This is a genomic window from Kosakonia radicincitans DSM 16656 (assembly GCF_000280495.2).
Taxonomy (GTDB): domain Bacteria; phylum Pseudomonadota; class Gammaproteobacteria; order Enterobacterales; family Enterobacteriaceae; genus Kosakonia; species Kosakonia radicincitans.
The window spans coordinates 50,076-68,629 of record NZ_CP018017.1; the positions used below are offsets into that span (position 1 = coordinate 50,076).

Here is an 18,554-nt window from a genome sequence, read left to right on the forward strand (position 1 = left end):
TTAAGTTACCTTGTTAGAGCGAGCCATCAAGAGAACCTTCAGATTCATAATGAACCTGCGGAAGCGTTGTCATATAGTTGCTGAATGATTCAGGTATACGGGCCTCGCCACCATAACGGGATATCATGGCGTTATAGGAGACATACAGATTTTGCCTTGCCTTTTCGATTAGCTCTCCAGCATCCTTATAATAAACTGACGCCGATTTATCATTTTCCTGCTGGAGCCGTGCGCCGGTCGCAGCAGCCGTAAGCATTTCGCTGAGGTAGTTATAAGCAGCTGAATAGGCTATGACAGGAGATAGTTCACGTATATAGGAATAAGATGCGGCTAAATCATGACGTGCAATTTGAGTCGCTTTACTGGTAGCACCAGCTACGTTGTAGTAGTTTGCTTGCCGTAATTTAGCATCCCCAGGGTTTGAACCAGTTCTGGCCGAGCTCAAATATCCGTTATCGATAAAGAAGAGTGTGATATTGGCAGCGAGACCTTTAATTATTTTGGTCTGTTTTTTGGGATTCTCACAAGTACTAGTCTGACCTGAACAAGACCAGAAATCGAAACTATCATCACCATTTATAAAAGAATCCAGGACATTTGAAGTTGCGAGTGGAGCAATCCTAACCACACTCTTTTTAGCTGACCCATCTTTATCTGTACCCAACTGGCTACCGACGATGATGGTGCCGGTCATAGACATAATAAGTTCTTTTTGCTCATCTTCGGAGCCGATGAATTGATTACTAAAGCTACCATTCTGGAGCAAACACCACACAATGTTACCGTAATCGTCACATGCCTTTCTTTTCCCTGCCTCTTGTTTTTGTACGTCGGGTGCTTTACCACCACCCATATTGCCCCACATGGCTTTAAATTGGTCTGAGAGGCCATCAGAGGACAGCTGAGAAGATACAGCAGCCTTTGCACTGTCACCAAATGCAGAGGCAGTGTCGACTAACAACCCCTTCGCTAACTGACACGAATTTGCGGTCAGATCGTTCATCTGCTGGATGATTGCCTGCATTTTCGAAATAGCATTATCCAGAACGGCATCCATAGCGTTCAGGGCCAACTGGAAAGCTAGACCGGCAGCATTAGAAGCAATATTACGTAGCATCTGGACGAACTGATCAGCGTTGATGAACGAGAATGACCCGCCGAAAAGGTCTATCCCTCCACATCCTCCCGACGCAGAAGGGAGACTAATACTAATAGGTGTCAATGTACGGAGCTTATTACGTAGAACAAATCCGCCACCGGTATATCCATCACGTGTAACGCTCTGATAATCACCGGGAGCTGTAACATTCGACATAGAGCCGAACATACTGTCTAGCTGAGTACTAATGCTGGTGGCCTCGCATTGAAAAGCTGTCAACCCGGAGAGGCAGATAGAAATTGCAAGAATGTTTCTACGGAATACATTCTTTATATTATAGTTGCGCGAAATCTTCATTTTTCCCCCGGGTTATTAGCATTTGGGTTAGGTGTCGAACCGTAGCCAGCTTTAGCTTGTATATATTTGATAAACTCATCAGGTTGTTGAGTTAGGTCTTTAGGCATGTCATTCAGAATGTTTGAGTCGATATAGCCGGTATCGTTATATGGCAAGGTGCTCTTATATTGCTGGTCAGAAATGATCCCTGCATCGTGGGCAATAAGGACTGTTCTTGAAATTAACTGGTCTGCACTGATAGGCCCAAATGAGACAATGCGTGTTGTAGATGGCGGGATTGCCAGAGCTATCGCAGGTGCGTTTGATATTTGGAGCTTTGATGCCTGGCCAGAATCAGGCCTCCAGTCCGGGTAAATATTCCCTGGAAGAGGTTTACCATCAAGTGAAATTGGGATGACCTTCATGTCTGTCATGAAACTAAACGTATTCATAACAGAAGCTTGCTTTACGCATATGGAGCAGTTTTCCCCACGGAAGAAGAAAAACAATCCTGCTTTTGTCGCTACGTCTTTTATGACCGTTCTCGAATTGTTTTCAGCTTCATTCGATTGATCCATTGCCCCAAATGTTGAGGTTGAGCGGCGGCTATTCTCATCTATGAGGGGGTCGGTAGAAGTAACCAACCTAGCCATATCAGTAAAGCGGCTGGCTTTATCCAGCATAATGCGTTGGGCCAGAAAATATGCCCTAACGTTTTCTTGGGTAGGATTGTCGATGGCCTGGTTGCGTAGTTTCTGAATGTTTTCATTAAACCAGGCTACGGTGAACGGAGCCGGGCCGGGCTTTTCAGTTGCGGCAGGTTCTGGAGTCGACTCCATAGGTGTTTGAGCAACCTGTTTAGGCGTTTCTTGAGGCGGTAAAGTCGGCGGAGGAGGTAACTTCACTGGCTTTTTCTTCACTGGCTCAGGTGGCGATTTACGCCAGAACCAACCTTCCTCTTTTCCATTCAGAAATGCCTGACCACCAGCGAGGTCGTCACTGGTGGTCTGAGGGGATTGAGACGTTGGGGTGTTACCCTCATCCGCAAGAACTGAGGTAGAAAAAGCAAATCCCACTAGCAGGGGAATAATGATTTTAGTTAAAAATTGATATTTCATCGGAATTACCCTCGGAAATTATTCTTGCGATAGACTCCGTCCAGAAAAAGCTATTTTTTCCACTAAAGACCCTTGCACTTTCAAGTTGGCGAGTTAATGCATAATGCCTATATCTGACCTGTCCTATACGTTTGGCTACACTATCCGACTTAACACCAATTTCGGAGCAAGCCTCATCGAGAGTCATGCGTGTTCCATATTTACGCAACAGCTCATCAGTAACTATGTTCTTAGGGTCGTCGTTAACTAATACCGCAGGGATTTTGTGTGCTGGCATAAGCATTGCCCTGTTATGAGAACATTTAAGTGTCTTCATAAAACTCCCTTATCAGAAATACGGACGGCATTACGATTAGTTTGCCATATGGGTTAAAATAACAAGTTCAAAAATGGCAACGTTTTGACTGTAAAAATCAAAAGTAATTTTCATGTGCATCCGTTTTGTTTACATGATTTGAAATCAGCAAATACAAAAAAACCCAGTCCGAAGACTGGGTTTTTCTGTGTTAGCTAATTAAAAGAATTAGATGCTTTAAAGACCAAAGTTATCTTTAAAATGGCCTTGGTTCTTCCAGGATGAATTCTCCATCACACAGCATTCAAATACTGTATTCAGGCCGTCATCTGGAAATTTAAGGGCATCGTTGCCTATACGAATGATGTTACCGATGAGTTCACGGGCTAACTGAGAATTACGCAAGAAACGCGTAAAGAACTCATTGCTGATATGTTTGCCCAGGTTATAAGCAAATTCAAGCAACGTTGCATCGTTAGCAGTCAGCACCGCACCAGATTCAGATGCGTAATAAAAAACATTCTCTTGGCAACCGAGGTTTTTCATTGCGCGGAGAAACAACATTTCTCCTTCCATATCCATAAGGCGAAAAATTATATCAATATCAGATTCATCGTTTACGACAGCACCGACAGCATCATAAAGTACGGCAGCGGGAGCTTGTTCAAACTCATCACGTTCGTAATTCATCAACATACGGTTTTGTGCGTTATTAAAGCTATCAATATGATCTGATTTAGCAGTAGTTGAAGTATACATGAGTGACTCCTTAGAAATTTTCTACCAGACAGTTTGTTCTTTCATGAAGTCAGCCTCATTCGCTATAAAGCGTTTTGCTTCATTCATCGCCGCATCGAAATGTTTATTACCCAACTTACGTCCTAGATCAGTTATCTGTTCAACAAGAAGAGCACATTCAGGGTGAGTAAATCGTCCACCACCTTGGCAGTAAGTTAAATGACCTGCCCCCACGATTAGATACAACACTCAGTTAGTAACGTCGGAATCTTCATTCTCAGAATGACCCTTTCTCCAGCCCGCTGCAAATTCAGACGGTGTCTGATAATTCAGCGTGGAGTGCGGGCGGCATTCGTTATAATCCTGCCGCCAGTCATTAATAATTTTCCTGGCATGAACGATATCGCTGAACCAGTGCTCATTCAAACATTCATCGCGAAATCGTCCGTTAAAGCTCTCAATAAATCCGTTCTGCGTTGGCTTGCCCGGCTGGATTAAGCGCAACTCAACACCATGCTCAAAGGCCCATTGATCCAGTGCACGGCAAGTGAACTCCGGCCCCTGGTCAGTTCTTATCGTCGCCGGATAGCCTCGAAACAGTGCAATGCTGTCCAGAATACGCGTGACCTGAACGCCTGAAATCCCAAAGGCAACAGTGACCGTCAGGCATTCCTTTGTGAAATCATCGACGCAGGTAAGACACTTGATCCTGCGACCGGTGGAAAGTGCGTCCATGACGAAATCCATCGACCAGGTCAGATTGGGCGCCGCCGGACGGAGCAGCGGCAGACGTTCTGTTGCCAGCCCTTTACGACGTCTTCTGCGTTTTACGCCCAGGCCACTGAGGTGATAAAGCCGGTACACGCGCTTATGATTAACATGAAGCCCTTCACGGCGCAGCAACTGCCAAATACGACGGTAGCCAAAACGCCTGCGCTCCAGTGCCAGCTCAGTGATGCGCCCTGATAAATGCGCATCAGCAGCCGGACGGTGAGCCTCATAGCGGCAGGTCGACAGGGATAAACCTGTAAGCCTGCAGGCACGACGTTGCGACAGACCGGTCGCATCACACATCAACATCACGGCTTCCCGCTTCTGGTCTGTCGTCAGTACTTTCGCCCAAGAGCCACCTGAAGCGCCTCTTTATCCAGCATGGCTTCGGCAAGCAGCTTCTTGAGTCTGGTGTTCTCTTCCTCAAGCGACTTCAGGCGCTTAACTTCAGGCACCTCCATACCGCCATACTTCTTACGCCAGGTGTAAAACGTGGCATCGGAAATGGCATGCTTGCGGCAGAGTTCACGGGCGGGTACCCCAGCTTCGGCTTCGCGGAGAATACTGATGATCTGTTCGTCGGAAAAACGCTTCTTCATGGGGATGTCCTCATGTGGCTTATGAAGACATTACTAACATCGGGGTGTACTAATCAACGGGGAGCAGGTCATAAACGAGTAACCAGCATTAATGCCTTCGACTCATTTTGTGTTACATGAAAGATGGTTTTCTGAGTTCCTATCCCTCGTTCGTTCAGAATATTAATGGTATCCATATCGGCGAGTAGTAACCTTAAGTCCTGCAAATCTCTATCGATTGAATGAGGTCGCAATGACATATCGCCAGACACAAAACCATAGATATCCTCGGTTTCAGAATGAAACATATATACCTCGATAAATTAAATGAATTAGAAGATACCCGGCTTACACCGCAATAGAGCATTAAATATCTGCTCACGAGCCTCAGAAGGATTTACTTGTTTTGCAATTCCTTCAATCCACTCATCAACCGGCAATCGGGTAAAATGATGGTCTGTATTGCGAATCCTGATTGCAATGACAGCCCAGTGAGCGAGAGCATACTGAATATAATGCTTATCGCCTTGTGCAACTTCACCGCGTATTCTGGCGGTGCGGTTGTTATACTCTATCAACGCGCAGCCACTCATACAGACTCCAGTTATTAATCTATATAGTTAAAAGACAATTCCATCATCAATCGCCGTCAGGCTTTCGATCTTTGAAATGTCGATGAAGTTAAATCGTCGTACATTGTTTGCAGTAATAATCCGACCGTCATTAAGCTGAATGATCTCACTTTCTTTATCAGAACGTGATGGCCATGAAGCGATAACAGAGTCTTCAGTAATTACATAATGCCGACTATTTGATATAAACAAAATGCATGGGATATCCATTAAATGAGACTCCAGACATTCAGTCTTTAAAGATTAAAATTCTGTAGTACCAATCCATACATCATTAATATATGCATCGGCCCCAAACTCAACACCACAAGGCTGTACTTTATCCAGGGTTTCGAACGTCCATCCTTCTTCAGGAGGCCATTGGAAAAGCAATGGCGCTCCATCCAAATATTTTATGGCGAGAACCCCATGACGAAGAGGTGCGAGGATATCTGTTTCACCGGGTCTCACTTTAACCCAATAATGAATCATGATGTCACCTTTATTGATTTACCCGAGGAATGAATTGGGTTTGGGTGGTTATATCAGACATGAGTTCATAAATCTTGTATGGCCACCAATTTGAATCCATATCACGGAAGAAATGAACCTCAGTGATATCGGGACACATCGGATGCCATAGGTTAAAAACCATAAGTTCAGATGCCTCAACCTCAATGAACTGATTGATTGAGGTTTTCCTGAACTCATTCGTGGAAATAAACCCTATTAGATCCTCCAATTGATTAAGCAATAAACCCGCTTGTAGCAGTTCAGAGGAACTATCGAAGTCATGTTTTAAAATATTCATGTTAGTCTCCAGCGTGGCACGAAAAAAACGCTGACCGAAGTCAGCGTTTGTATTATTACAGAGGTTTATTCTTAAGCGGCTTCGCAGCCTCTTTAGGATAAGTGTGATAAAACGCTTTTCTGTATTTTTCGTATCCAATACGTTGGGATGCAACATGTTCCATATTAGTGGGAGCAGTAAAGTGATGACACGCAATCAGTCTTGCTTGTTTTGCCAATTCACTTGACCACTCGTGCAGGATTTCCATCCGGGTTTCGAATGGATCAAGACCCGCTATTTTGCAGCAACTCGTAAATGAACATAAGTCTTCCTGATTTTCTTCCGAACAAATCCAGAGGATTTCATCCACACGCTGCTCACCAGTACTACGGTATGCAGTCATGATATATATACTATCCCGAATTATTTCGTAAGCCATCTTTGATGAAAAACGAAGTTCATAATTATGTTCTGAATCGGCTGATATCAGATCATATTCACTTTCAGTGGCATCGAAAATACTCATGAATGAGAGTTGATTTTCGTGAACCACTTTAGATTTTGCGGTTGCAGACATAATGATCACCTTTAAAATAAATTAAATTAATTTAGAAAGCTAAAACGGAAATTAAAATACAGATTAAGACATGAGAGCTTTACGGGTTACTTCAAAGAGTTTGCTACGTAAGGCAGAAACAGAACCGACAGAAACACCGGTATCACCAAAAAGACTTTTCATCATGCGGTCACTGGCATCACCGAAACCGATGCCAATAACGATGATGTCATCATCTTTAGCGCTTTGTATCATCGCTCGCGCAGAAGCCATATCATCAGGCTGGCCATCAGTTGCTATAACCAATACATGGCGATCCGCTTTAGCTGACGTCAGGTCTGCAAGTGCAGGCCATAACGATTCGCAAAGAGGAGTACAGCCTTGCGTACCAATACCAAACTGATGAGTTCCTATAGCTGTCCGTAAAGTTTGCTCCCGTCCTTTTAACAGACCTACGCTATTATGTGCGGCGTGTGGGAAATGGTATGCCGAGGTAGTTACCCCCTGAATACCATCGAGCGCATACAACATTGATACAACAGCGGCTTCAGCCTCTTTAACCGACCGGCTCATTGACCCGCTAGAGTCCAGCAGGATAGTAAAAGCAGAACTGACATCTACTGCCTTGGACTTATGTTTAAAAAGACGCGTATTGCCCAGCATGGCACTGGTAACCAGTCGAGAATCAAGCTTACGACCAGTTTCACGATGTGTTCTTCTCACCGCTCTTACACCCTGTAACAACCCATGAAGTGATTGGCGTAACCCGGTAGCCATCTGCACCCCTAAACTTACGGATGCATTACCGGTATCGTGCCGCTTCGCAGGTGCTACTGAATATGGAGTAGGTGAAACGATACGTTGATGCGGGGGTACTTTGTCTTTGATTAACTGATTGAGCTTATCTGAAGTGTTCTGTCCAGTACGGCCAAGGTCATTCGATGTGGTTCCTTCGAAAGGGTCTTTACCGCCCTGGGACATGTTAACGACAGAAGCTTCACCCGAAGCATTTGAGCCCGGTTGGGAAGCTCCGGCTTTGTTGTCACCAGAGTCGGAAGCAGGAGTATTACGATTAGCTGACGTTGACGATGAGTTATCGTTTTCATCATCGCTATCGTTTTGCCCATGTTCTTTATCTGGTGCGCCACCGGTATTACCATCAGGATCTGAAGAAGGCCCATTCTGACCGGCTGACGATGACGGCGAGCCGCCATTACCGCCTGAACTTACAGTCTGGCCATCCCCATTTTTGTCAGAACTGTCGGATGACTGGCCCGGCTCTGACGAACTGTCATCGCCTTTGCTGTCACCATAATCAGCGCCCTGATTATCATCCTGCGGAGGTTCTTCTTGCTCATTAGTTTCGTTAAATGCATCTACTGCGAGGTCATATAACCGACATGCAACTTCAAACACCTTTTTAATCGAGGTTGCTTGTACTGCTTCAGCCATAACCGTCATAGCTTTGTCGTACAGCTCCAGCCCGAAGATGCGTTCAAAGTCTTCACGCACTTGCTTTGTTGGGATAGTTAAACCGTTGAAGCGGTTCAAACCACAAGTAAGCAGGGTATCCAGAAATACCGATGAAGCTTTATCACAGGATTCCGCTTCTTCACTGAACAAAAAATGATTCAGTGAATTGAGATACTTCAATGTACCTGGATAGCGACAACTCATCGCACGTTCAATGCGCAAATCTTCGCAAAGATTGACCAGGTGTCTAAGTACCTCAACGTTGTATTTATCCGACTCCATATGCTCTTGAATGAATATCTTAAGATCACCAAAATCAGTGAAACGGATATGTGCTGCTTCATGTACGGCATACCCTAATAACGGATTTGCCAACATTTCAGCGTCCTTGAAGAATGGAAGGTTAATAAGAAAACCAGCACCAGTCTCCGTAGCATATGCTTCATTGCCGCCAACAGAAACATTAAGACCAATCTGAGAGCTTAATGCACGTGCGACAATAGGAAGGGAATTATAAATACCCATATATACCTCACAATAAATTTAAATAGATTAATTAGAAAAAAGGCCCGGAGTGGGCCTTTTATTTTTAAAACACCATTATTGTTTCGTCATCATCGAGTGAAGACGAAATTACAATTTCAGGCTCTTTTCCATCAATGACTTTTTCAGAATCCAAACCCGAAATAAGAGCTGAGTCTGGCAGAGAGCGGGGTACAATCGAATCACCGCCCAAAAATGAATCATCATCGACCATAACCGCACTAAACGCCGGTATTACAGCGTCATTAACAATTCCATGCTCCTGGGTATCGGACAAGTCGTTAACGTCAGTATCAGCCGACGTATTAACCGGTTCGATTGCCAAAGACGTATCAGCTGAACCATTGATTTCTACCAGAACAGATGGGGCTTCAGCGAGTGAATCAACGCTTTGCAATCCGATCGGATCTTCTACTACCACAGCAGATGCAAACGCATCTGTATGCGGAGGAGGAAGCGTTTCTACCTGAACCTGAGTTGCCGAAATGGCCGCTAAAGTCATGGCATCATCATCTCCAATAAGGTTCATTGAAAGTGATGGGTCAATCGCATCGTTACCATCTGTAGTACTGGCTGATGACAGCAGTTCTACAAACTGTTTTGCATGAATTGGGTCGCGTAGGTTATTGAGGAGAGAGAGAATGTCGTTATAAGGTTTGCCCGTCACTTTGCCGGTTAGCGGAATGTCTTTCATTACCTGATTAACATAGTCGCTAAGAGACTGGACGCTTGGTGCGATGAAAGCTAGGGAAGCGAGTTTATCGTCGCAGCGGCGTAAAGGATTTAGTGTGTGCTGAGAAAACGCATCGGGGTTCCTGTTTTTAAGGAAACCTTCAACAACATCAGCCACATCCTCATAAACTTCATCCGCTAAACTTTTAACTTGCCCAGTTAAACCATCCTGAATGACACTGTTACCATAAGGTGTGATATGAATCGCAGTAAAGCCAAATTGTATCTGGCTATCCATATAAGACAAATCGATCGCAGCATCACGCAAAAGTATAGAGCGATACTTTTCTTCAAAAGAATTAATCCAGCTATTAAAATCAGCTTTCATAAATTCCTTTTTGTAATCGTAAAACTCGCCCTTAAGTACATTCAGTTTACCAATTAAATCATTAACCTTGTCGGCTGGAATTGCATAGCCTCCCATAAATTTAATACCCGCTTCAAGACATAAAGCGTGAGCTGAATTCTTCTTGCGGGTAAATGGATTGATGAGTTGTGGGTCAATGATTTTCTTGCTACCTAATGAAACAAGTACATCAGGTGGCAAATCAGCACTGTTACCAAGATCTTCTCTTTTCAGCTTACGACGACCACTAATACTGGTGATATCAGAAAGAGAAACGAGAATAAGTTGTTCCAGAACCTGAGTGGCATTGGATTTGATAGTCATGACATACCTCATTAATTTAAAATTGATTTAAAAAGAATTAAAAAACCCCAAGCGGGGTTTTATTTAAGTGCTTCAGAACCGAATACAGCTTCAACGATGAGATGCAAAGATTTTTTATCATCTGCTGATGCACGATTACCAATCTGATAATCGAAAGCTGTTAATAATGCACGTGGCATCTTTGCAGCTTTCATCATTGAGTAGCGGTCAAGCCAGGCCACCAGCGAACGAGTTGAACACGTTACTGATAAACGAGTGTCGGGAAGAACACCGTCCGGGAGTTTTGCACTGTTAGTATTGACACTAGTGTCAATTTCACCGGTGATATTCTTGCCTACAAAAAGACCGCGAATCATATTCGCAACGTCAACAAATTTCTCCGCGACTTTGGTGTCGGGGATATATTTGGTAATCAATTTAGTCTCGGTTTCTTTTGGCATATAGTCAGCAGTGATAAACATATAGCGGTCAAGGTTGGCCACATTTAATGTTTTCACACCGCCATAAACGCCAGTAAAATCGCCCTGACCAATTGAGTTAGCCGTTGCAACAAATCTGAAGTTCGGGTGCTGTTTAATTACCTCGTTGGTTTCAGGAATAACTAAATTCCCTCCTTCGAGGATGGCGTTAAAGGCATTGGCACAGGATGGGTCTAATTGATCGTACTCATCGAGTAGGAAAATCAGTCCATACTTGTACGCCAGCGTCAGTGGGCCATGAACAAAAACAGTCTTGGTATCACCGGTCAGTTCATTACACTGAAGCCGGAGACCGCCAATGAGATTGTTAATATCCAGGTCTTGTGAAGCTGTAGTTTTCATGACAGGCCAGTTAAGTCTTGCTGCTACTTGTTCGACAACACTGGTTTTGCCACAACCTGTTGGGCCAGAGATCCACAGAGACTGATTTTGTGGATAGTTAATCCACATCAGTACAGATGAACGCAAATACGCTTCAAAAACATAGTCGTCATTCTGTTTAGGCACGAATGCACTAAATGGATTGGCTGAGTCAAATCCCTGGAACGGTTTAACTTTATCCATCTGATGATCTGGAACAACAATACCAAATACAGAAGGGTGGACAGGTGTAGAGCGCGCCATGATTTCAACAGACAGGTTTGCGAAATTAGTAGTCATGATATACCTCATTAAATTAGATAGATTTAAAAATTAAAAATTAATTAAGAAGAATGATGTTATGCAGCAATATCAGCACGTACTAAATCGACATGCTTATAATTGCGGCTAACACTGCCACTGTTATCAACACTGGTAACCTTTGGTGCATACGTTACATAAGAAACGATGCCTCTGGCTCTCAATGCAGAGACCAGAACAGGCATAAAATAGGTTTTGGCATAAACAAGTACACCATCAGCCTTATATTTATTACAGAGTGATGTAGCGATTTCAGCAAATTCTTTAGCTTTATCGGTCATAACATCTTCTGAAGGACAGGTATTAAAGGTCAACAGTTCACGTAATGCGTGTGATACTTGCTGATCGACATCAATAACGCCCATTTCCCGTTGTTCTGGGGATGCAAGATATGCAGTCATATTTACAAGAAACATGATCAGACTCCTCATTTAAAAAGATTAGTGAATTAGATGAATTAGGCCTTGCATGAAGGCTGAAGTTAGGTACTAGTTTCAGTTTGGGAGTGACTGAGGCACTTGTTGTTGTCTACGTGACAACAAAACACCTTTTTCGACGGACAAAAAAGCCTGCCGCTTATGAGAGCCGCAGGCTATCGAATTTGTTTAGGCGAAAGAAATCCTTGTGAATACCAGGAGGTATTCAGGAGTGGCTTGAGCGCCGAATTTAGAAGGTGTTTAAAGGCAGTTGCCTGAAGTTAAGCGGACTAAGCCGCTATTTAAAGATAATAAAGGATGTGTAATTGGTCAAGCAAAAAAAAAGCCCAGTTTTAAACTGGGCTCAATAATTAAAAAACAACGTATTGTTGGGCTGAGTCTGTCTCTTCTGCACCAGGAGATACCAGTACGGAAGTGTCATCCAAAGGAATGTAGACAGTATCAGTCAGAGTTGATTTATATTCATAGGTACTTAACGAATTTCGTACCGATGACTGACCGTAACATTCTGGATGATGTTTGGGGTCAATAGATAATTTATCGCAGATTCGTTTGTAGCTCGGTTTTTCCGGTACGCGAGACTGAAGAAAACGAAAGCCAAAGCCATCGATTCTAACCAGCTCGTTATAGGAAAAGCCAATAGAAGCACCTAGACCCTGGATCAATAAATTGACCGCGTTCTGGTATTCTTCGAACTGCTTTTTCTTTAAAGCCAACTCTTTCTCCATCTGCTGCAATGTTCCAACTTGTCTGGCTATGTCTACCACACGAGCTTCGAGGTCGTCTGGAAGCTTAAAGCCTTGTGTCTGAGACATGATTTCAGGGTCAGAGATAAGCAAAATATCTTTTTCCTTATCAAACGGTAGAGCTGTTTTTGTCTGAACCTTATTCCAGAAGTATTCGCAGGCAACCTGGACTCGATAAAACGCTTTCTTCGAAGGCATAATTTTAAAGACCTTGGTCTGGTCAGTGGCCGACCAAAACACAAGATACGCCTGGGGTGCGCCTGTTGTCAGCAGCTGGTGCTGAACTTGCCAGTAGTAATAACGGAATTCTGGCGATTTGGTTTCAAGCTGAAGAATAGAAAGATGTTTGCTCTCGCAAAGATTCTTTATCTCAAGGATTGAACCATCGTCGAACTGCCCATCCAGCGAAGCAATCATGTAAGGATACTTTTTGTTCCTTACACAGAAAGGCAGGGCGATTTGTCCAATCTCTTTTTCGCAGTAACTTCTGGCAAGTGCTTCAAGCTTTTTACCAGCATCAACCTGTTTAATGACAGAAAGGTCTTCTGCCTTAATCAGGCCAGCGTATTGCAAATAGAGTTCGTAGGGCGTTTTAGTTGCACCAGCCTCCTCTAACAGAATAGGGGAGCATGTTGCTGTCACACCAGTTTTACGCCATTCGAGCCATTCCTTTGAGCCCTGCACAACATCAACGACTTCATAAATGTCAGACATAATGATCACCTTAAGATAAATTTAGAAAGTTAAACCGGCAGTTTCCTGCCGGATAAGTTAAGCGGCCAGAAGATCTTCAATAAGACCTTCTACCATTTCTTTTAGAGGGGGAAATGTCACATTGTTGAGAGCGGCATTGAGCCTCACAAAATCAGATGTATTAACAGCCTCAAGATATAACTTGTGTATTTCCATTGATTCGGCTTGGACTTCACCGACCCATTTGGCCGCGTCGGTTTTAAACTCACCCTTACCCATTTTTTCGATGAAGTTAAGTACTTGAGTAAAATCGAAGCTACCTACTGCGTTAGTTAAATGATTTTTGAGAAGTGACCGACGGGATTTTTCTAAAGATAAGCGAGCGAATGCCAGCTCACTTTCATTCAGATCGAAACTGCTTTTTGCATCGTTTAAAATAGTTTCGTATCCAAGCGTCTTTTCTGCCCGGCTTACTAACTTTTTAATTCTGCGTTCAGCCCATTTTCTGACCCCGGGATGCTCAGACATTTCTTCATTGGACTGCCCATTGGTTTCTCCGGGTGGAGGGAGAATATCATCAGCCGAACCATTTACGTCAGCTGGAGGTGTATTTCCCTCAGCCGTATCGTAAACATCGGTTGGTGTATTGCTCTTGATGTCCTGCTGCTCGGTTGAATCAGGTTCTTCAGGGAGCTTATTAAACTCACCTTCAATAACTTTATCATCAGACTTTGCAGTTCGGATTGTAGTATCCGTATTACCAGCCGTCCTGGCTTCTTGTCTAACCTCCATTTCAGCTTCAGCAGCTGCGACGGGTATTGTTGCTGTACGGAAACCTTCACCACCAGCAGTGTTCAGATATTCAATCATTGAACTCAGGCGAGTACGGTTACCAGGAATTAAGTGTATGGTCTGCTTAATAGCTGACTTGAGCACCATCTTCCAAGGGAACTGAGTCCACGGTGAATACTGCCGTTTCTCCACTTTTGCCCAAGATTCGGATTTCGCCCGAGATTGAGCTAAATCCTGAAGGTCAATGAAAAATACCAGATGACGTCCATCCTTCATTAAATAGTCGACATAAGCCCCCCTGAACATGCCTCGATCTCCTAAAGCACCCTGATCGGTGTTTGTGAGAACGAGTCCCCCTTTATAAGCAAAGGGGTCAAATTCGTGGTCTGGGCTGGAACGACGACCATTGGTTTTAAATGAGTCCTTTTCAAAAACTAATTCAGCCACAATGTCTTCGCATAAACCTTCATCGGTGGCCATCCTGCTGAGCCCAATATAGGACACGTCAAGAATGACACGACCATCGCGTGGAACCAGGTAAGCCTGCTTCTGCGCCGGGTCAAGAGTAAGGCCGCTACTTGCAAGCTGAAGGAATGCTGTTTCGAAGGACTTTGGATTATTAACTGCTATGTCAGCCAAGTAGTTATTATTGTTGACAATATGTTTTGCAAAAACGCATTCACGTTCGAATGAGATGTGAGGTGAACTGGAACCTGCGGATGCAAACATCTTTTCGAGCGACAACATATGTCGAGCAATGCTGTCTATCTTAACGACAATATCGGTGTTCCCTTTATTGTTGTTTGAGAATGAACCAGAACTACGTGATTTATTTGAGTACATATATACCTCATTAAATTAAATAAATTATAAGATTAAAAAAGAAGAAGGTTGCTGAGGAATCAGCAACCAGTCATATCAACCGCGAACTGATGAATATGCGTTAGTTAAAGTTACTTGCCCGGAGGAGCTTAATTTTTCATTAAGTTTCATACGAGCTACAATAACGGCTGCTGTCGAATTATCGGCTGGCAGATTTGTCCAGGCTTGCATGTTGACAGGGTGCTTAGAGGTTGCGGCTTGCGGACGTGATGTCTGCACGGCTCTATTCTTAGCATCCAGCTTCGGCGAAGCTTCTGGTATCTTCTCTACTGAATTTTTATTGTTGTCTGGTGATACAGACTCTTTTCCAGGGTGCAGCTGCTTTTGCTCGGCATATACTGTTCTCCATTTTTCAGAAGCAGTTCTTACCTCTTCATCAGACATTTTCTGCCACTTCATATCGTCCTTAAGTTTTTGCGCTACTTGAGGGGATAGCGAAGTGACGGTTGATGTAGATGGTGGCTTTACAGTTTCATTTGCACGGGTATCTATTGATTGACCAGTCTGAATGATTCGAGCCATGAAAACATGAAACTCAGTCCTCATTTGGTCAATACCATGTTTTGTATAACGGAATGATCGAGCTAATGCTTCGATATACAGTTCGGTATTCATTTGAATATTATCGCGTAGAAAATCCGCGACTTTACCAAATGCTTTTATCGAATAGAACTCGGTCTGAGACTTGCCGCTAATGGACATGTCACAGCGCAAACGGAAATAAATATATGAATCTGCATTGTTAGATGCAGGCACATATTTAGGTTCTATCGCAACAATACCCTTTGCTCTGGATTGCATAGTTTATACCTCATAAATTTTTAAATTAAAAAAGTTAAAATGATTTAGTGCTATAGGCACAAAAATTAGAAAGATTTGTGAAGCATCCAGTTAGAGTGCTGGACTCACTGTATCCTCAACAAGAGGAAAAACACCTTTTTCGACGGCGCAGAAAACACGATGCATGATGCACCGTGTGTCGAATTCTATGGGCGTAGGGAAGCCGTGCGAATGAACTTATTCATTCAGGGATGGCGCGTTGCCGAAATAAAGAGTGTTAAAAGAAGTTAAGCGGGATGCCCGCGATATAAGATTATGATACGACGTTTGGTTGGTCAATCCAGAAAAGAAAAAAACCCAGCTTTCGCTGGGTTTTTATAGGGAGGTTTAGCATAACAAGCGTTCCAGACGCTTCCATGTTTGGATTGCCATGTCGGTTGAAGCATCTGATATCTCTTTATAGAGATCAGTATTTCGCCGTTCATAGTAACCTGGAAAGGTGAGCCTATGCAGGCAATCATCTAACTTTGAAAGATCTCCAAAGTCGTGAGCGCCTACATTGATTTTTGCTCTGATTGCCAGTATATCTCCCTCTATTTTCATGAGCTCAATGAGCTCATGCATTTCGAAGAAAATATTAGACTGATAACGACCAGCATGTTCTTCGCATTCGATGCTATCGCATACGTCACATACTTCAGCGTTACAGGAATGATAACCGCAGTGATTACACGTATAAGAGAATCTCTGGTTTATTGCCCCTGCAACACAGTCTTCATAAATCCGATGTCGGCAGTCTTTCCCACAATTTTCACACTCTGCAATCATTGTGTAATCATCCAGTTCCATACCACCCGGCTCAATGCTACTACCATAGACAATTGTCATAATATACCTCATATATTTAAAAGATTAAAAAGTTAAGGCTTATAGCCTGAATTAAGAATATTTTAGCTTTCGGCGAGTACTTGCATAACCCAAATGCCGCGACGTTTTTCGTTAAGGAGAGTACGATACCCTGTAACCTTACCGCTTTCGTCAAACACTTGTGCTTTGTCGGTTCTTACTTCAGACTCTTTCCAGACTGAAACAATATCACCAACTTGTGCTCCACAAGTCTCAACAGCATTTTTGAGCCCAACAGCCCAAATTTCATGGTCTTTCCCACCACTACGTATTGTGACTAAATACGATTTATCGTTATTAGGATCGTGTTTCCAGTTTTCGAGACCGTGGTAAACAAGCTTTCCTTCAAAACGATGGTTTGCATATTTGGCTTTGTCATTATTTGACCCAGCCCGAGAAACACCTTCAACCATGTTTCCATTAGTTGCTTCATTAGATTTTTTCCCAGACTTGGTAAAGAATGAATTATAAATAACGAGTAAAGCAACAACTACACATACAGTCGCGGTAACAAAACCGAGACCAGTGAACAGTAAACCGCGTTCCGTTATAAAAATTGCCAGCCAGATTGGGCCAAGGAATCTGATATATTCGGCACGGTAATACACAGCACCAAAAAATACGATACCTGCCATTAATGAGATTGGGTCAGACATAGATCACCTATAAATTTAGAATGCGAAAATTTAGCTACCTAAAAGGTAAACTAAACGGATGTACACAAAACTGCACATCTGTTGATTCGCTGGAGTTAAAAGGATTAACAATTTTTTTTGTTTGGGATTGAGAACCAAAATACCCGTTTGGGTAAGCAAAGAGACATGTCAGGTTTAACCTAAACACATCAGAGATGCTCGGGCCTGTAGAAGGCGTAGTTAACCCGGGAGGAGGTCATCCGGTGGGCGCTGGTTGAGCGCGAAATTAACTAGGAAGTTGTGCTGATGTCCGTCAGCTCGGTTCTTATTCATTTAAGCATATTGGTTTAATTTTTCAAGTCGGTTTTTCATGGTCATATTGCAGCCATTTTTCAATGACAACTATCCTGAGTTTTGGCCTAATCAATTGGCATACAAATTAACTCCGAGGTTCTGTTATGGCTAAAGCACCGGTACAAACCGTAAAACAAGCTAAAAAGAGTGGGGCTCAGGATAACCGAACCCCTAACTCTCGTGTCGAATATTCCAATCCTGAAGCTGTCGTGAAATTTACTCTTCACACCCAGGAAGGTATTCGGGTACAGTCCCGTAATTTTAACATTATCTCCCAGGCTCTCTTCAATCTGACCAATAACAGCCGAGCCCTTGAACGGCTTGGCACTAAATACAGTGGTGCGATTGAACGTACACTGAAGGCGGTTAACGAAGTAATCGACATGCCTGAGAAAGAACTGGAAAATAACATTGCTATTCTGAACCGTGCGGTAAAAGAAGAAGAAGAACGCAGCAGCCTCAATGAAGTCGGGTATACCCATCCAAAAGAACATGAGGTTCGCATCAGAACGCCGCAAGCGCTGCGGGTTATCCGCATTATTCAGAACTTTGATAAATTGCACCAGATCATCGATACCCTCTGGTTAAATAACTGTTTTAATCAGGATGAGGTCGAGGAGTTTAAGTCTCGTCTTCATAATCTCATTCGTGATCTGGCAGCATCACTCAAACGTCACGCGCAGGCATCTGCTGATGAGCTTAATCAGGCCAATGGCCGGGCCGCTGAAAAAGAATTGGCTGGAAGCACTGAGACAGAACCTACCCAGGTAGACCAGGAAACAAAGGTGTTGCAGGATGCCAGTAATGAAGCGAATGATGATCAGAATGAGGCCATTAAACGGCAGGCTTAATTCAACGA

19 protein-coding genes are annotated in these 18,554 nt (G+C 43.4%); 1 reads left to right on the forward strand and 18 read right to left on the reverse strand.

Annotated elements, in window-relative coordinates; all coding sequences use genetic code 11:
* Positions 1-13: 13 nt before the first annotated feature.
* The 18 genes from Y71_RS28340 to Y71_RS28450 all read right to left on the reverse strand — a co-directional run bounded on the left by Y71_RS28340 (position 14) and on the right by Y71_RS28450 (position 17,362).
* Positions 14-1,456, reverse strand: coding sequence for a conjugal transfer protein TraH (locus tag Y71_RS28340; RefSeq protein WP_009653894.1), 1,443 nt, complete (start codon positions 1,454-1,456; stop codon positions 14-16).
* The gene (traF, locus tag Y71_RS28345) at positions 1,453-2,553 is read right to left on the reverse strand and encodes a conjugal transfer protein TraF (RefSeq protein ID WP_007372246.1); all 1,101 of its coding nucleotides are present in this window, start codon (positions 2,551-2,553) and stop codon (positions 1,453-1,455) included. The genes Y71_RS28340 and traF overlap by 4 nt, the downstream gene beginning before the upstream one ends.
* Entirely contained in the window at positions 2,531-2,869 is a 339-nt protein-coding gene (locus Y71_RS28350; protein ID WP_024196083.1) for a hypothetical protein, read from the reverse strand. The genes traF and Y71_RS28350 overlap by 23 nt, the downstream gene beginning before the upstream one ends.
* A 216-nt stretch (positions 2,870-3,085) precedes the next feature.
* Complete coding sequence (locus tag Y71_RS28355) at positions 3,086-3,607, reverse strand: hypothetical protein (RefSeq protein ID WP_007372245.1); 522 nt, start codon at positions 3,605-3,607, stop codon at positions 3,086-3,088.
* 228 nt (positions 3,608-3,835) lie between these two features.
* Positions 3,836-4,956, reverse strand: a protein-coding gene (locus Y71_RS28365; protein ID WP_085950818.1) for an IS3-like element ISSen4 family transposase whose coding sequence is annotated in 2 segments (ribosomal slippage) — positions 3,836-4,698 and positions 4,698-4,956 — 1,122 coding nt in all. Because the reading frame shifts where the segments join, the coding sequence is not laid out codon by codon here.
* Positions 4,957-5,267: 311 nt separating this feature from the next.
* Positions 5,268-5,528, reverse strand: a complete 261-nt coding sequence (locus Y71_RS28385; RefSeq protein ID WP_016241576.1) for a hypothetical protein — start codon at positions 5,526-5,528, stop codon at positions 5,268-5,270.
* Positions 5,529-5,810: 282 nt separating this feature from the next.
* Positions 5,811-6,038, reverse strand: coding sequence for a hypothetical protein (locus Y71_RS28395; RefSeq protein WP_016241577.1), 228 nt, complete (start codon positions 6,036-6,038; stop codon positions 5,811-5,813).
* A gap of 10 nt (positions 6,039-6,048) precedes the next feature.
* Positions 6,049-6,357, reverse strand: coding sequence for a hypothetical protein (locus Y71_RS28400; RefSeq protein ID WP_016241578.1), 309 nt, complete (start codon positions 6,355-6,357; stop codon positions 6,049-6,051).
* Between the two features lie 55 nt (positions 6,358-6,412).
* The gene (locus Y71_RS28405; RefSeq protein ID WP_016241579.1) at positions 6,413-6,913 is read right to left on the reverse strand and encodes a hypothetical protein; all 501 of its coding nucleotides are present in this window, start codon (positions 6,911-6,913) and stop codon (positions 6,413-6,415) included.
* A gap of 63 nt (positions 6,914-6,976) precedes the next feature.
* Positions 6,977-8,890, reverse strand: a complete 1,914-nt coding sequence (locus tag Y71_RS28410) for a VWA domain-containing protein (RefSeq protein ID WP_007372243.1) — start codon at positions 8,888-8,890, stop codon at positions 6,977-6,979.
* Positions 8,891-8,954: 64 nt separating this feature from the next.
* Positions 8,955-10,310, reverse strand: coding sequence for a DUF3150 domain-containing protein (locus tag Y71_RS28415; RefSeq protein WP_007372242.1), 1,356 nt, complete (start codon positions 10,308-10,310; stop codon positions 8,955-8,957).
* 59 nt (positions 10,311-10,369) lie between these two features.
* Positions 10,370-11,449, reverse strand: coding sequence for an AAA family ATPase (locus Y71_RS28420; RefSeq protein WP_007372241.1), 1,080 nt, complete (start codon positions 11,447-11,449; stop codon positions 10,370-10,372).
* Between the two features lie 59 nt (positions 11,450-11,508).
* A complete protein-coding gene (locus tag Y71_RS28425) occupies positions 11,509-11,886 on the reverse strand; it encodes a hypothetical protein (RefSeq protein ID WP_007372240.1) in 378 nt (125 codons plus the stop codon).
* A 371-nt stretch (positions 11,887-12,257) separates the two neighbouring features.
* Positions 12,258-13,367 carry a lambda-exonuclease family protein gene (locus Y71_RS28430; protein WP_007372239.1) on the reverse strand — a complete coding sequence of 370 codons (1,110 nt, stop codon included), beginning with the start codon at positions 13,365-13,367 and terminating at the stop codon, positions 12,258-12,260.
* Between the two features lie 57 nt (positions 13,368-13,424).
* Complete coding sequence (locus Y71_RS28435) at positions 13,425-14,981, reverse strand: recombinase RecT (protein ID WP_007372238.1); 1,557 nt, start codon at positions 14,979-14,981, stop codon at positions 13,425-13,427.
* 75 nt (positions 14,982-15,056) lie between these two features.
* Positions 15,057-15,821 carry a single stranded DNA-binding domain-containing protein gene (locus Y71_RS30280; RefSeq protein WP_016241581.1) on the reverse strand — a complete coding sequence of 255 codons (765 nt, stop codon included), beginning with the start codon at positions 15,819-15,821 and terminating at the stop codon, positions 15,057-15,059.
* 366 nt (positions 15,822-16,187) lie between these two features.
* Positions 16,188-16,688, reverse strand: a complete 501-nt coding sequence (locus Y71_RS28445) for a hypothetical protein (RefSeq protein ID WP_016241582.1) — start codon at positions 16,686-16,688, stop codon at positions 16,188-16,190.
* 62 nt (positions 16,689-16,750) lie between these two features.
* Entirely contained in the window at positions 16,751-17,362 is a 612-nt protein-coding gene (locus Y71_RS28450) for a hypothetical protein (protein WP_009653893.1), read from the reverse strand.
* Positions 17,363-17,799: 437 nt separating this feature from the next.
* On the opposite strand from Y71_RS28450, the gene Y71_RS28455 reads away from it, so the two are divergent.
* A complete protein-coding gene (locus tag Y71_RS28455) occupies positions 17,800-18,546 on the forward strand; it encodes an AcaB family transcriptional regulator (protein ID WP_009653890.1) in 747 nt (248 codons plus the stop codon).
* The last annotated feature ends 8 nt before the right edge of the window (positions 18,547-18,554 follow it).

Bases quoted from the DNA above. Each gene is read 5' to 3' on its own strand.
- Y71_RS28415 (WP_007372242.1), bottom strand. From the start codon at position 10,310: ATGACTATCAAATCCAATGCCACTCAGGTTCTGGAACAACTTATTCTC.
- Y71_RS28450 (WP_009653893.1), bottom strand. From the start codon at position 17,362: ATGTCTGACCCAATCTCATTAATGGCAGGTATCGTATTTTTTGGTGCT.
- Y71_RS28420 (WP_007372241.1), bottom strand. From the start codon at position 11,449: ATGACTACTAATTTCGCAAACCTGTCTGTTGAAATCATGGCGCGCTCT.
- Y71_RS28410 (WP_007372243.1), bottom strand. From the start codon at position 8,890: ATGGGTATTTATAATTCCCTTCCTATTGTCGCACGTGCATTAAGCTCT.
- Y71_RS28340 (WP_009653894.1), bottom strand. From the start codon at position 1,456: ATGAAGATTTCGCGCAACTATAATATAAAGAATGTATTCCGTAGAAAC.
- Y71_RS28395 (WP_016241577.1), bottom strand. From the start codon at position 6,038: ATGATTCATTATTGGGTTAAAGTGAGACCCGGTGAAACAGATATCCTC.
- Y71_RS28350 (WP_024196083.1), bottom strand. From the start codon at position 2,869: ATGAAGACACTTAAATGTTCTCATAACAGGGCAATGCTTATGCCAGCA.
- Y71_RS28435 (WP_007372238.1), bottom strand. From the start codon at position 14,981: ATGTACTCAAATAAATCACGTAGTTCTGGTTCATTCTCAAACAACAAT.
- Y71_RS28400 (WP_016241578.1), bottom strand. From the start codon at position 6,357: ATGAATATTTTAAAACATGACTTCGATAGTTCCTCTGAACTGCTACAA.
- Y71_RS28355 (WP_007372245.1), bottom strand. From the start codon at position 3,607: ATGTATACTTCAACTACTGCTAAATCAGATCATATTGATAGCTTTAAT.
- Y71_RS28430 (WP_007372239.1), bottom strand. From the start codon at position 13,367: ATGTCTGACATTTATGAAGTCGTTGATGTTGTGCAGGGCTCAAAGGAA.
- Y71_RS28455 (WP_009653890.1), top strand. From the start codon at position 17,800: ATGGCTAAAGCACCGGTACAAACCGTAAAACAAGCTAAAAAGAGTGGG.
- traF (WP_007372246.1), bottom strand. From the start codon at position 2,553: ATGAAATATCAATTTTTAACTAAAATCATTATTCCCCTGCTAGTGGGA.
- Y71_RS30280 (WP_016241581.1), bottom strand. From the start codon at position 15,821: ATGCAATCCAGAGCAAAGGGTATTGTTGCGATAGAACCTAAATATGTG.
- Y71_RS28425 (WP_007372240.1), bottom strand. From the start codon at position 11,886: ATGTTTCTTGTAAATATGACTGCATATCTTGCATCCCCAGAACAACGG.
- Y71_RS28405 (WP_016241579.1), bottom strand. From the start codon at position 6,913: ATGTCTGCAACCGCAAAATCTAAAGTGGTTCACGAAAATCAACTCTCA.
- Y71_RS28385 (WP_016241576.1), bottom strand. From the start codon at position 5,528: ATGAGTGGCTGCGCGTTGATAGAGTATAACAACCGCACCGCCAGAATA.
- Y71_RS28445 (WP_016241582.1), bottom strand. From the start codon at position 16,688: ATGACAATTGTCTATGGTAGTAGCATTGAGCCGGGTGGTATGGAACTG.